The organism is Streptomyces sp. NPDC002870 (assembly GCF_042888505.1).
GTDB lineage: Bacteria > Actinomycetota > Actinomycetes > Streptomycetales > Streptomycetaceae > Streptomyces.
Map to the genome: position 1 here is coordinate 423,695 of NZ_JBIAPW010000002.1, position 12,728 is coordinate 436,422.

A 12,728-nucleotide genomic window follows, 5' to 3' on the forward strand; every position below is an offset into this window, starting at 1 on the left:
GAAGGGTGGGGAGGGGGTGTGGTGCACGTGCACACGCTAGGGGGCCACAGGAGCCGACGACTACGGTTCGTTCACCCAGAGCAACTTATCGTAGGAACGTCCGAGCTGATCGTTACCACTTGGTAACGTCACGTGACGATACAGGCCGGTCCATCACCCCTTGACGGCGCCCCCCAGCGCGAACCCCCCGCCCAGCCTCCGGGCGATCAGCATGTACAGCACCAGCACCGGCGCCGAGTACAGGATCGAGAACGCCGCGAGCTGCCCGTAGATCACCGAGCCGTAGTTGCCGAAGAAGCTGAAGATCGAGACGGACGCGGGCAGCTGCTCGGGGGAGAGGATCAGCATGAACGGTACGAAGAAGTTCCCCCAGAGTTGGATGAAGGTGTAGATCGTCACCACGGTCAGTCCCGGACCCATCAGCGGCAGCACGACCCTGGTCAGCGTCTGCAGACTCGACGCCCCGTCCGTCCAGGCCGCCTCCTCCAGGACCACCGGGACGCCGTCCATGAAATTCTTCATCAGCCAGATGGAGAGCGGCAGTTGGGACGTGGCGAGGAAAAGGCCCGTGCCGTACATCGTGTCGATCAGATCGACCTGCACGAACAGTCCGTAGACCGGGACCATGACCGCGGTGATCGGCAGACACGTCGTGAACAGGATCGTCAGCAGATACGGACGGCCCCAGCGCGAGTGATGGCGCGAGAGCGGATACGCGGCGAGCGCCGCGCACACCACCGTCAGCACAGTCGCGCCGCCGCACAGCAGCAGGCTGTTGAGCATCGGCGTGAAAGTGATCTCGTCGGTGAGCACCGCGTCGAAGTTGTCCGCGGTGAACGACGAGGGCGCCCGCACCCGCAGATCCGCCTCCGTGTCCACCGAGGCCAGCAGCAGCCACACCAGCGGAATCGCGAAAGCCGCGGCGGTCAGCAGCAGCGCGGCGTCGGCGGTGAGCCGGGCCCGGGTGGTCCGGCGCATCACACCTCCACCTTCATCAGACGCAGATAGACGATCGAGAACAGCGAGCCCACCAGCAGAAGCAGCAGCGCCACCGCCGTGCCGTAGCCGATCAGGCTCTTCAGGAACGCCTGGTCGTACATGAACACCGGCAGCGTCTGGCTGCGATTGCCCGGGCCGCCGCGCGTCATCGCCCAGATCAGGCCGAAGACCGACAGCGTCGAGAGGGTGTTGAGCATCAGATTGGTGCCGATGGAGCGGCGGATCATCGGCAGCGTGATGTGCCAGATCCGGCGCGGGCCGCTCGCCCCGTCGACCTCCGCCGCCTCCGTGATGTCGCGCGGGATCTCGGCGAGCGCGGCGGAGTAGATCAGCATCGAGAAGGCGGTGCCGCGCCAGACATTGGCGAACGACACCGCAAGGATGGGAAGGGTGAACAGCCAGTTCTGGGACGGCAGATGGAGCCAGTCCAGCAGGGCGTTCAGCGTTCCCTCGCGGCGGAAGAAGGTGTACAGCAGGAACGCCGCGACGATCTCCGGCAGCACCCAGGCCGTGATGACGAGGGTGCCGGTGAGGGTCCGTACGGGACGGGACGCGGCCCGCATCAGGCCGGCCAGCGCCAGGCCCAGGGTGTTCTGGCCGACCACGGCCGAGACGAAGGTGAAGACGAGCGTGAGCCAGACGGCGTTACGGAAATCGTCGTCGGCGAAGGCCCGGCGGAAGTTGTCCAGGCCGACGAAGTCGGAGCCGGACGCGCCCGTCAGCTGCGTGTCGGTGAAGGCGATCCAGACGCAGTAGCCGATCGGTCCCGCCAGAAAAAGAAGCAGAAGGATGGTGGCGGGGGTGAGCGGTACCCACCGCCACCATCCCGTTCTGGTGGCGCTCACTTGGTGAGGACCGCGCCGTCGACGATCGTACTCAGCTGGTCGTCGTACGCCTTCGCCGCTTCCGCCGGCGATGCGTCACCCGTCGTCACGTTCTCCATCGCCTCGCCGATCGCCGTCGAGACCTGCGGATAGACGGGCAGCGCGGGCCGGTAGTGGGTGTACTGCACCAGACCGGTGAAGAAGTCGATGCCCGGCATGGACTTCAGATACTTCGGGTCGGCCGCCACGTCCTTGCGTACGGCGATCTGCGCGGCGACCACGCACCACTGCGTCGCGTTCTCCGCTGTCTGCAGCGTCTTGATGAAGTCGAAGGCGAGATCCGGGTTCTTGGCCTTCTGCGGGATCGACCAGGCCCAGCCGCCGGACATGGACACCTTGCCGGGCGCCTGCCCCCTCTGCGTCGGCATCGGGGTCTGGGCGAGCTCCTTGCTCCACTCCGGCCACTCCTTGGGGCCCTTGTTGATCCAGTTCTGGCCCATCCAGGAGCCGTCCAGGGAGATGGCCAGCTTGCCCTCGGGGAGCCACTCGGTGGCGACGCGTGTGCCGACGTTGGGGTCGAGGGCGTCCGAGACGTCGGGTCCCAGCTTCTCCGCGTAGACCGTCCGTACGAAGTCGAGCGAGTCCTTGAAGCCCTTGCCGCCCGCGACCCACTTCTTGGCGGAGGCGTCGTAGAGGGGGTCCTCGCCGGTGCCGTACAGCAGCATCTCGAAGCCCTGCATCACGGCAGCCTCGCCGGGGCCCTTGCCGGTGTAGACGTTGAGCGGGATGACGCCGGGTACCTTCTGTTTGACGGTACGGGCCGCGGTGAGGATCTCCGCCCAGTTCCTGGGCTGCCAGTCGGCGGGCAGGCCGGCCTTCGCGAAGATCGCCTTGTTGAACCACAGGCCGCGGGTGTCGGTGCCGTCGGGGATGCCGTACGTCCTGCCGTCCTCCGCCTTGGCCGCGGCCTTCGCCGTGTCCACGAACTGGCTCCACTGGTCCCACTTGGGGAGGTAGGCGTCCAGTGGCTTCAAGTACCCGGCCTTGATGTCGGAGTTGATGCGGAAGGTGTCCTCGTAGACCAGATCCGGGGCGGTCTTGGGGGAGCGCATCATCTGCTGCGCCTTGGTGGCGTAGTCGTTGTCCGGGGCCTGGATCGGGATGAGCTTGATCTTCTTGCCCGGGTGTTCCTTCTCGAACTGCTTCTTGGCGGCCTCGAGATGGGCGTCCTTGAAGCGGATCTTGTTGTCGGTGGACCTGTTGTAGGCGACCTTGACGGTGTCGGGGTCGCCGCCGGCGTCGCCGCCGCAGGCCGTGAGCGTTGCCGCGGCTAGTGCCGTGACGGTGGTGACGAGGATCAGTGGGGCGGTGGGGCGCACGGGCACGACCTCCTCTGAGCCGGGGGCGTCCGAGCCGGAGGGCTGCGGGCACGGGGGCTGCCCGGTGACCGTAGGACCGGCCCGTTCACAGGGTCAATCCCCGTGCAGGCCAAGGTCGTTGGGGCGGCCACTCAATGTGCGGCGGGCTTCCAGCGGTACTGGAACTCGGGCCGCCCGATCTGCCCGTACTGGGGGCTGCGCACGGCCCTCCCCTCGGTGACGAGATGCTCGAGATAGCGGCGCGCCGTGATCCGCGAGATGCCGACGGCGGCGCCGGCCTCGGCGGCGGTGAGCCCGGCGGCGGATTCGCGCAGGGTACGGGTGACGGCCGTCAGCGTGGGGGCGCTGAGCCCCTTGGGCAGACCGCCGCCCTCGGGCGCCCGGAGCGCGGAGAGCGCCCGGTCGACCTCGTCCTGGCCGCTGGCCTCACCTGCGGCGGCGCGGAACTCGGCGTACCGGCGCAGGCGGTCGCGGAGGGTGGCGAAGGTGAAGGGCTTCAGGACGTACTGGACGACCCCGAGGGAGACGCCTTCGCGGACGATCGCGAGATCGCGGGCGGAGGTCACGGCGATGACGTCGGCCGAGTGACCGGCGGCGCGCAGCGAGCGTACGAGGTGGAGGCCGTGCCCGTCGGGCAGGTAGAGGTCGAGGAGGAGCAGATCGACCTCGGCGCGTTCGAGAATCCGTACCGCTTCGGCGCGCGAGTGCGCGACCCCGGCGACGGCGAACCCGGTGACGCGGCCGACGTAGAGGGCGTGCGCGTCGGCGGCGACGGGGTCGTCCTCGACGACGAGAACTCTGATGGGCTCGCCGCTCACGGGGACACCTCCGCGGTGCGCGGCAGCCGGGCACTAGGCGCGGCGGGGCGCGGGGGAGGCGCGAGCGGGGCGGTGGTCATGCCGGGACCTCCGCCGTGTGCAGCGGCAGCCGTACGGTGAACTCCGCGCCGCCGTCCGGGCCCTGGGCCAGCACCACAGTGCCGCGGCTGCGGTGCGCGGCCTGCTGGACCAGCGCCAGGCCGAGCCCGCGCCCCGCGCCTCGGGTGGACCAGCCGCGCCGGAACACCTCGTCCGCGTCGGCCGGGTCGATGCCCTCGCCCGAGTCCGCGACGCGCAGCAGCAGTTCGTCGTTGTCCGCGCGCGCCGTGACGGAGACCCGGGCACGCAGCGGCCGTCCGGCGGGCCGGGGTTCGAGCGGGTCGCCCCAGCCCGCCGCCTCCGACGCCGCGTCGACCGCGTTGTCGATCAGGTTGCCCAGGATCGTCACCAGGTCACGCGCGGGCAGCGACGGCGGGAGGACCCCGTCGTCGATCCGGCTGTCCTCCGTGAGGACCAGCTCAACGCCCCGCTCGTTCGCCTGCGCCGCCTTGCCGAGCAGCAGCGCGGCCAGCACCGGTTCGCCGACCGCGCCGACGACCCGGTCGGTCAGGTCCTGGGCCAGTTCCAGCTCGGCGGTCGCGAAGTCGACCGCCTCGTCCACGCGGCCGAGCTCGATCAGCGAGACGACCGTGTGGAGGCGGTTGGCCGCCTCGTGCGCCTGCGAGCGCAGGGCCTGGGTGAAGCCGCGCTCAGAGTCCAACTCGCCCGAGAGCGCCTGGAGTTCGGTGTGGTCCCGGAGTGTGACCACAGTCCCGCGCTGCTTGGCGCCGACGACCGGGCTGGTGTTCACGACGATGACGCGGTCGGCGGTCAGATGCACCTCGTCGACCCGCGGCTCGGACGCCAGCAGCGCGCCCATGAGCGCGGCCGGCAGCCCGAGTTCGGCCACCGGGCGGCCCACCGCGTCGTCGTCCAGTCCGAGGAGCTCGCGCGCCCCGTCGTTGAACAGGGCGATCCGCCGCTGCCCGTCGAGCATCATCAGCCCCTCGCGCACGGCGTGCAGCGCGGCTTGGTGGTAGTCGTGCATGTGGCTCAGCTCGGCCGCGTTCATGCCGTGAGTATGCCGTCGCAGCCGGGCATTGATCACGTATGTGCCGATGCCGCCCAGCGCGAGCGCGGCCCCCGCCACGCCGAGCAGCGCGGTGACCTGCTTGCGCGCCTGCTCGCTGATCTTCTGGATGGTGATGCCCGCGCTGACAAGCCCGGTGATCTTCTTGCCGTCGTATACCGGGACCACCGTCCGCACCGAGGAGCCGAGCGTGCCCACGTACGTCTCTGTGTGCACCTTGCCCCGCAGCGCAGGGCCGATGTGCCCCAGATACGTCTTGCCGATCTGGCCCGGCTCGGGGTGCGTCCAGCGTGTCCCGTCCGGGGTCATGATCACCACGAAGTTGACCCCGGTGGCCTTGCGCAGTGCCTCCGCGTACGGCTGGAGCCGCGCCGACGGGTCGTCGGAGCGCGCGGCCTCGATGACGGAGGGTGAGCGCGCGGCGGCCGCCGCCGTCGCCCGGGTCTGCAGGCGCGCGGTCTCCTCGGCCTGCGAGCGGTCCGTGACGTATGCGAAGAGCGCGCAGCCCGCCACGATCGCGGCGACCAGCACGACCTGCATGGCGAAGAGCTGGCCGGCGAGGCTGCGGGGAACGGGTATGCGCATGCAACAAGTCTGCCTGGCCGATTTTATGTGAACGAAACGCACGCAACGGTGACCCGTGTCACAGCCTCCTGAATAGTCACGGACATCCATCGGGACATGGACGCCCAATTCAACGAGGAGGCACCCCGTGGCTGCTGGAGCCGTCAGGCGGGACCGTACCCACTATCTCTATATCGCCGTGATCATCGCGGTGGTGCTCGGCATCGCCGTGGGCCTGGCCGCCCCCGATTTCGCCACCGAACTCAAGCCGCTCGGTACCGGCTTCGTGAACCTGATCAAGATGATGATCTCGCCGATCATCTTCTGCACGATCGTGCTGGGCATCGGCTCGGTACGAAAGGCCGCCAAGGTCGGCGCGGTCGGCGGCATCGCGCTCGGCTACTTCATGGTCATGTCGCTGGTCGCCCTCGCCATCGGCCTGGTCGTCGGCAACATCCTGCACCCGGGTGACAGCCTGGCGGTGACCGACGCGGTCAAGGAGGCGGGCCAGGGACAGGTCGGGGAAGAGGCCAAGGACACGGTCGAATTCCTGCTCGGGATCATCCCGACCACGATGGTCTCCGCCTTCACCGCGGGCGAGGTCCTGCAGACCCTCCTCGTCGCGCTGCTCGCCGGCTTCGCGCTGCAGGCGATGGGTTCGGTCGGCGAGCCGGTGCTGCGCGGTGTCGAGCACATTCAGCGGCTCGTCTTCCGCATCCTCGCCATGGTGATGTGGGCCGCGCCGGTCGGCGCCTTCGGCGCGATCGCCGCCGTCACCGGCTCCGCCGGTCTGGACGCCCTCAAGAGTCTCGCCGTACTCATGATCGGCTTCTACGTCACCTGCTTCCTCTTCGTCTTCATCGTGCTCGCCGGGTTGCTGCGCATCGTGGCGGGGCTCAACATCCTCACGCTCTTCAAGTACCTGGGCCGTGAGTTCCTGCTGATCCTGTCCACCTCCTCCTCCGAGTCCGCGCTCCCGCGGCTCATCGCGAAGATGGAGCACCTGGGCGTGAGCAAGCCGGTGGTCGGCATCACCGTCCCGACGGGTTACTCCTTCAACCTCGACGGCACCATGATCTACATGACGATGGCCTCGCTCTTCATCGCGGAGTCGATGGGCGACCCGATGTCGATCGGGGAGCAGATCCCGCTCCTTCTCTTCCTCTTCGTCGCGTCGAAGGGCGCGGCGGGCGTCAGTGGAGCCGGGCTGGCCACGCTGGCGGGCGGTCTGCAGTCGCACCGGCCGGAGCTGGTCGACGGCGTCGGTCTGATCGTCGGTATCGACCGCTTCATGAGTGAGGCGCGTGCGCTGACCAACTTCGCGGGCAACGCGGTCGCGACGGTGCTGATCGGTACGTGGACGAAGGAGATCGACAAGGTGCAGGTCGACGAGGTGCTGGCCGGGCGGCTGCCGTTCGACGAAGAGACGCTCCTGGACGACGGTGCGCCGCAGACGGCCGGGGACGTGTCTCTGGCCAAGGACGCGGACGTGCCGGAGCAGCGGGACGCGGACGGGGTGCCCGCGAAGGTCTGACGGACGGCGGGCGGGGCGTGAAGCGGCTGGGCGGCGGGCGGCCTGACGGGCCGGATCACCGCCCAGCCGCTGACCGCGGGCGGATGAGCGATCAGCCGCCCGCGGTCAGCGCCTCGCCCGCACTCGTACGCGCATAGTGCCGGCCCCGCCCGCCGAGGCACTTCACCGCCGGCACTGTTGCTGTAACGGCAAGAAGAATTGCGTATCTGTCCCTGCGGGTCGCAGGGTGCCGGTATGACTGAGATGGACAAGCGAAACGTCGTTGATCTGGATGTCGTGGTCGTCGGGGGTGGAGTCGCCGGCTTGTCCGGTGCACTGACTCTGGCCCGGGCCCGGCGTTCGGTGCTGGTGGTCGACTCCGGGGAGCCGCGCAACGCTCCCGCTTCCGGAGTGCACGGGTTCCTGTCCCGTGACGGGGTCGCGCCCAGCGAGCTGCTGCGGGCGGGCAGTGAGGAGGTCACCGCCTATGGCGGGCAGATCGTGGCGGACCGTGCCGTCACCGCCTGCCGTGCCGGTGAACGCTTCGTGGTGGATACCGAGGGCGGCCAGAGCTTTTCGGCACGGCGGCTGCTGATGACCACCGGACTCGTCGATGAACTCCCCGAAATCCCCGGTCTGCGCGAGCGATGGGGGCGTGACGTGCTGCACTGTCCGTACTGCCACGGCTGGGAGGTGCGCGATGCGCCGATCGGGGTGCTGGCCACCGGTCCGCGAGCGGTGCACCAGGCGCTGCTGTTCCGCCAGTGGTCCGCGGACGTGACTCTGTTTCTGCACACGGGAGACGACCCGGACGAGGAACAGTGGGGGCAGCTGGCCGCGCGCGGGATCACCGTGGTCGACGGAGAGGTCGAGGCTCTCGAAATCCGTGACGACCGCCTCTCGGGAGTGCGACTGGTCTCCGGGCAGCGTGTGCCGGTGCGGGCTCTGGCTGTGGCGCCGCGATTCGAGGCGCGCGGTGGGGTGCTGTCGGGCCTCGGCCTGACAGCCGTGGAGCACCCGCTGGGCGTGGGGAGCCATGTGGAGTCGGACGCGAGCGGGTTCACCGGCGTGGCCGGGGTGTGGGTGGCGGGCAACATCACCGACCTCATGGGCGGAGTCGTCGGCGCCGCGGCCGCTGGAATGCAGGCCGCGGCGGCGATCAACGCCGACCTGGTGAAGGCCGACACCGATGCCGCGGTGGCCCGCCGGGCGGCGGCTCGGTCGTCCGATGTGTTGACTCCGGCCCCGGAGGCCGCGAACTGCGAGCGGGTCCTGGGCGAGCGCCGTCACGGGCTCGACGGATTCCCGCGTCCCGGCCGGGCCGCGGAGCAGTGACACCCGCGTGCCGCGCTGTGCGCAGGACGCCCGCCCGGGGTCAGGTCGAGCGGGCGCGCAGATGGGCCCGTTCGCCCTGCTGGCCGAACAGGACGAGCAGTTCGACGGGTTCGGCGCCGGCCGCCCCCAGCCAGTGCGGGACGTGGGTGTCGAACTCCGCGACCTCACCAGGTTTCAGGACCAGGTCCTGGTCCCCGAGGAGCAGTCGCAGCCGGCCGTCGAGGACGTAGAGCCACTCGTACCCCTCGTGCACCTTGGGGTCGGGATCGACCTCCCCGCCCCGGGGCGGGATCACCAGTTTGTACGCCTGCATCCCGCCGGCCCGGCGGGTCAGCGGCATGAAGGTCATCCCGAAGCGGCGCACCGGACGGATGTGCACACGCGGGTCCCCGGTGTGCGGCGCCCCGACCAACTCGTCCAGCGGGACGCCGTAGACGCGCGCGAGCGGCAGCAGCAACTCCAGGTTCGGCCGCCGCCCGCCGCTCTCCAGCCGCGACAGCGTGCTCTCCGAGATGCCGGTCGTCGCCGCCAATTCGGCCAGGGTGACGCTCCGCTGCCGTCGGAGTTCTCGCAGGCGAGGCCCCACGGCGGCCAGCACGTCATTCAGCTCGTCCATACCGGACACCTTGCCGAAGCGGCATGAAACATTGCAAGTCAGCGACCTGGCGGATCACTCTCGACCGTGAACGGGCCCCATCCCCCATGAACGGCAACGCCACCCACTCGACGAACAGATTGGCGTCAGCATGAGCGACCGCACTCACGACACGAACCACGTCAGCGAAGCCGAACGCTTCTGGGAAGGCCACTACGGCAGCCACGAACGCGTGTGGAAAGGCAGCCCGAACCCCGTGCTGACCGAGACCGCCGGGCTACTGTCACCCGGCAACGCGCTGGACCTGGGCTGCGGAGAGGGAGGCGACGCCGTCTGGCTGGCAACCCACGGCTGGCAGGTCACCGCGGTCGACGTCTCCGCAACCGCCCTGGAGCGCACGGCCGTTCACGCTGCCGCGGCCGGCGTCGACGACCGCCTCACGACCGAGCGGCACGACTTGGCCCGCACCTTCCCCGACGGCGCCTTCGACCTCATCTCCGCCCAATACCTGCACACTCCCCTGGAGTTCCCCCGGGCGCGCGTCCTCCAGCAGGCGGCCCGGGCGCTGACTGCCGGCGGGTTGCTGCTCATCGTCGACCACGGCTCGGTCCGCCCCTGGGCCTGGAACCCCGACCCGCACACGCGCTTCCCCACACCCGATGACGTCTTCAGCGGCCTGGAACTGGACCCGGCCCGCTGGCAGGCCGAACGCCTCGACCGCCCCCAGCGCCTCGCCACCGGACCGGACGGACAGACCGCCACCGTCACCGACAACGTCATCGCCGTCCGGCGTCGGACCGCGTGACGACAATCCGCCGAGGACCGGGACGCCCCGGCCCGCAGTCCGCAAGCCGTCCGTCGGGCGTCCCGGCCCCGGAAACGGACTGGAGTTCAGTCGAAGGGGATCCGTACGACGGACTGGTTGCCGACGCCGACCGTGCTGGGGCCGCCGCCGATGGCGCTCCAGACCTCGATCCGGACCTTGCCGTTCGCCAGATCGCCGAGCGATCCGGTGGCCGACTTCAGGCCCTTCGCCTGCGTGTAGTGCTCGTAGCCCGCCACGGGATCGGTGGCGAAGTAGTGGTACGTCTCCGTCCGGTCCCAGGTCCCGTCGCCCGTACGGTCGTAACTCACCCTGATCTGCTGGCCGTTGGCGACCGTTGAGCCCGCGTCGACGAAGAGATCGAACTGTGTCGACCCGCCGTTGTACTTCCGGGTGATCCCGGAGGAGGTGAAGACCTGCGGGTTGTGCGGGGTGCCGTCGTAGTTGGCGCCGCCCGCCGACGCCAGGCTCACCGTCGAGGCCGATGCAGCGGCGTCGCCCGCGCCGCCTCCCGTACGCAGATACAGCTGCGAGGAGCCGGACGGCGGCGGGGTGGTGGGCGGATCGGTGGGCGGCGGGGTGGTCGAGCCGCCGCCCCTGGTCCAGACGGCGACGTAGTCGACGAGCATGGGGTGGCCGGGGACGGTCGCGGGGGTGGGGGTCTTGCCGGCCAGCGCGTCGGGGAACGCGCCGCCGATCGCGACATTGAGCAGAATGAAGTAGCCCGCGTGATCGGTCATGTTCGCCCAGGTCCCGGCGTCCATACGGTTCTGGTTGACGCTGTGGAAGAGCTGGCCGTCCACGTACCAGCGCAGCTCATTGGGGGAGACGGAGCGGTCCCACTCGAAGCGGTAGGAGTGGAAGGCGGACTGGCAACTCGCCCCGGGACAGGCGCGGTTGTTGGCGATGCCGCTGGTCTCGTTGCAGGGGCCGCCGGGGTTGACGCCGCAGTGCAGCACGCCCCAGACGGAGTTGATCCCGTTGACGTTCTCCATGATGTCGAACTCGCCGATGGACGGCCAGTTCCAGAAGTTTCCGCGGTAGGGGGATCCGAGGGCCCAGAACGCCGGCCAGTAGCCGAGCGCCGCCTGGCCGGTGACGTTGGGCATCTGGATACGGCTCTCGATACGCAGGGTGCCGCCCGCGGGAGCCTTGAAGTCGGCGCGCCGGGTCTCGATGCGGGCGGAGGTCCAGTTGCCCGCGCCGTCCCGGAGCGGGGTGATGCGCAGATTGCCGTTGCCGTCGTGGCTGACGTTGTCGGGACTGCTGGTGTAGTTCTGAATCTCGCCGGTGCCCCAGTTGCCCGGCCCGCCGGGGTAACCGTGGCCGGTGTCTATCTGCCAGTTGGCGGACGAGGGCAGGGTGCGGTTGCCACCGTTGAAGTCGTCGCTCCACTGGAGGTTCCAGCCGGGCGTGGGGGGTACGTCGCCGCGCGCCGACCCGGAGCCGGTGACGGCGATGAAGCCGGCCAGGGCGACCGCGAGGGCGACGAGGACGGTGAGGAAGGGGGTGCGTCTGATGCGGCTCGTGCTCAAGGAACACCTCCGGGAGGGTGGTGCCGAGGGTGGTGCCAAAGGGTGGCGCCGAGGGATGTGAGAGCGCTCTCAGAGAGTTTTGTAGATGTAGACAGTGCAGCCGTCAATGGCTGTGCACCCTTAACTTCCTGAACCCAGCGATTAGTTGTGCTGAGTGGCTGGTCATGAGCGGGGGCCGCCGCTGCGTCCGCAGAGCTGACTGTGCTGACCTCGCCGACCTCGATGTTTACCTTTCGGTGGGTACCTGACTTATTTGTAGGTACTTGTGGGGGAGTGTGCAGCGAAGAAGCATTGTCGTCATGTCCACCACCCAGAACAACTCCCTCACTTCTGTCACCGCCCGCACTTCGGTCACCGTCATCGGCCTCGGCGCGATGGGCCAGGCGCTCGCGGGTGCCCTCCTCGACGCAGGCCACCTGATCACTGTCTGGAACCGCTCTCAGGGCAAGGGCGACGAGCTCGTCGCGCGCGGCGCGGTCCGCGCCGCGACCGCAGAAGAGGCCGTACGCGCAAGTGAATTGACCCTTGTCTGCGTCGTCGACTACGACGCCTCCCACGCGATCCTGGCCCCGCTCGCCGACGCCCTCACGGGCCGTGTCCTGGTCAACCTCACCTCCGACACCCCAGAGCGCTCCCGGGAGGCGGCGGCCTGGGCGCAGTCCCATGGCATCAGCTACCTGGACGGCGCGGTGATGGTGCCGACTCCGCTCATCGGCTCGCCCGATGCGCTGCTCTTCTACTCCGGCGTGCAGGGTGCTTTCGAGCGCCACGAATCCACCCTCAAGGCGCTGGGAGGCAAAGCCGCCTTCGTCGGCACGGATCCCGGACTCGCCGCGCTCTACGACCTGTCGCTGCTCGACTTCTTCTACGGCAGCATCTCGGGCCTGGTCCACGCGTACGCTCTGGCCACGGCCTACGGGGTCAAAGCAGCGGACATCGCCCCGTATCTCAACACCATCGTCCAGATCCTGCCGCCCATCGCGGAGTACACGGCAGCCAACATCGACGCGGGGAAGTACCCGGGGGCGCAGGCCAACCTCGGCATGATGGCCGCGGGCGTGGAGCACATCCTGCACGCCGCGCGCACCCGCGGGCTCGACGTCTCCCAGTTGGAGGCCGTCAAGTCGGTCGCGGACCGGGCGATCGCGAAGGGCCACGGCTCCGACGACTGGGCGAGCACGTACGAGGCACTGCGGGACTGAGCGGGTTGCCGT

Annotated in this window: 11 protein-coding genes; 4 read left to right on the forward strand and 7 right to left on the reverse strand. The window is 69.4% G+C overall.

What is annotated here, in order from left to right:
* Nucleotides 1-153: 153 nt before the first annotated feature.
* The 5 genes from ACFYWY_RS04455 to ACFYWY_RS04475 form a co-directional block, all read right to left on the reverse strand.
* Nucleotides 154-978 carry a carbohydrate ABC transporter permease gene (locus tag ACFYWY_RS04455; RefSeq protein ID WP_389179479.1) on the reverse strand — a complete coding sequence of 275 codons (825 nt, stop codon included), beginning with the start codon at nt 976-978 and terminating at the stop codon, nt 154-156.
* Nucleotides 978-1,844 carry a carbohydrate ABC transporter permease gene (locus tag ACFYWY_RS04460; RefSeq protein ID WP_389179482.1) on the reverse strand — a complete coding sequence of 289 codons (867 nt, stop codon included), beginning with the start codon at nt 1,842-1,844 and terminating at the stop codon, nt 978-980. Before ACFYWY_RS04460 ends, ACFYWY_RS04455 begins: the two co-directional genes overlap by 1 nt.
* Nucleotides 1,841-3,208: an ABC transporter substrate-binding protein gene (locus tag ACFYWY_RS04465; RefSeq protein WP_389179485.1), complete on the reverse strand. Its 1,368-nt coding sequence runs from the start codon at nt 3,206-3,208 to the stop codon at nt 1,841-1,843. Before ACFYWY_RS04465 ends, ACFYWY_RS04460 begins: the two co-directional genes overlap by 4 nt.
* Before the next feature lie 125 nt (nt 3,209-3,333).
* The gene (locus tag ACFYWY_RS04470; protein ID WP_389179488.1) at nt 3,334-4,020 is read right to left on the reverse strand and encodes a response regulator; all 687 of its coding nucleotides are present in this window, start codon (nt 4,018-4,020) and stop codon (nt 3,334-3,336) included.
* A 76-nt stretch (nt 4,021-4,096) separates the two neighbouring features.
* A complete protein-coding gene (locus ACFYWY_RS04475; RefSeq protein ID WP_389179491.1) occupies nt 4,097-5,734 on the reverse strand; it encodes an ATP-binding protein in 1,638 nt (545 codons plus the stop codon).
* A gap of 127 nt (nt 5,735-5,861) precedes the next feature.
* Here ACFYWY_RS04475 and ACFYWY_RS04480 point away from each other — a divergent pair, with 127 nt between their 5' ends.
* Nucleotides 5,862-7,247, forward strand: coding sequence for a cation:dicarboxylate symporter family transporter (locus ACFYWY_RS04480; protein ID WP_389179494.1), 1,386 nt, complete (start codon nt 5,862-5,864; stop codon nt 7,245-7,247).
* Nucleotides 7,248-7,481: 234 nt separating this feature from the next.
* Nucleotides 7,482-8,561, forward strand: coding sequence for an NAD(P)/FAD-dependent oxidoreductase (locus ACFYWY_RS04485; protein WP_389179497.1), 1,080 nt, complete (start codon nt 7,482-7,484; stop codon nt 8,559-8,561).
* Nucleotides 8,562-8,601: 40 nt separating this feature from the next.
* Here ACFYWY_RS04485 and ACFYWY_RS04490 read toward each other — a convergent pair whose 3' ends face one another.
* Nucleotides 8,602-9,177 (reverse strand): helix-turn-helix domain-containing protein, encoded by a 576-nt coding sequence (locus tag ACFYWY_RS04490; protein WP_389179500.1) that lies wholly within the window; start codon nt 9,175-9,177, stop codon nt 8,602-8,604.
* A 130-nt stretch (nt 9,178-9,307) separates the two neighbouring features.
* Here ACFYWY_RS04490 and ACFYWY_RS04495 point away from each other — a divergent pair, with 130 nt between their 5' ends.
* A complete protein-coding gene (locus ACFYWY_RS04495) occupies nt 9,308-9,961 on the forward strand; it encodes an SAM-dependent methyltransferase (RefSeq protein ID WP_389179503.1) in 654 nt (217 codons plus the stop codon).
* Nucleotides 9,962-10,047: 86 nt separating this feature from the next.
* On the opposite strand, the gene ACFYWY_RS04500 is transcribed toward ACFYWY_RS04495, so the two are convergent.
* Nucleotides 10,048-11,514, reverse strand: coding sequence for a glycoside hydrolase family 16 protein (locus ACFYWY_RS04500; protein ID WP_389179506.1), 1,467 nt, complete (start codon nt 11,512-11,514; stop codon nt 10,048-10,050).
* A gap of 299 nt (nt 11,515-11,813) precedes the next feature.
* Between ACFYWY_RS04500 and ACFYWY_RS04505 the strand changes: the two genes are divergently transcribed.
* On the forward strand, nt 11,814-12,716 hold the full coding sequence (locus ACFYWY_RS04505) for an NAD(P)-dependent oxidoreductase (protein ID WP_389179509.1): 903 nt from the start codon (nt 11,814-11,816) through the stop codon (nt 12,714-12,716).
* Nucleotides 12,717-12,728 lie beyond the last annotated feature (12 nt).

What these genes read in the sequence shown, in the direction of transcription:
- ACFYWY_RS04475 (WP_389179491.1), bottom strand. Translation starts at nt 5,734, where the DNA reads ATGCGCATACCCGTTCCCCGCAGCCTCGCCGGCCAGCTCTTCGCCATG.
- ACFYWY_RS04495 (WP_389179503.1), top strand. Translation starts at nt 9,308, where the DNA reads ATGAGCGACCGCACTCACGACACGAACCACGTCAGCGAAGCCGAACGC.
- ACFYWY_RS04505 (WP_389179509.1), top strand. Translation starts at nt 11,814, where the DNA reads ATGTCCACCACCCAGAACAACTCCCTCACTTCTGTCACCGCCCGCACT.
- ACFYWY_RS04455 (WP_389179479.1), bottom strand. Translation starts at nt 978, where the DNA reads ATGCGCCGGACCACCCGGGCCCGGCTCACCGCCGACGCCGCGCTGCTG.
- ACFYWY_RS04485 (WP_389179497.1), top strand. Translation starts at nt 7,482, where the DNA reads ATGACTGAGATGGACAAGCGAAACGTCGTTGATCTGGATGTCGTGGTC.
- ACFYWY_RS04490 (WP_389179500.1), bottom strand. Translation starts at nt 9,177, where the DNA reads ATGGACGAGCTGAATGACGTGCTGGCCGCCGTGGGGCCTCGCCTGCGA.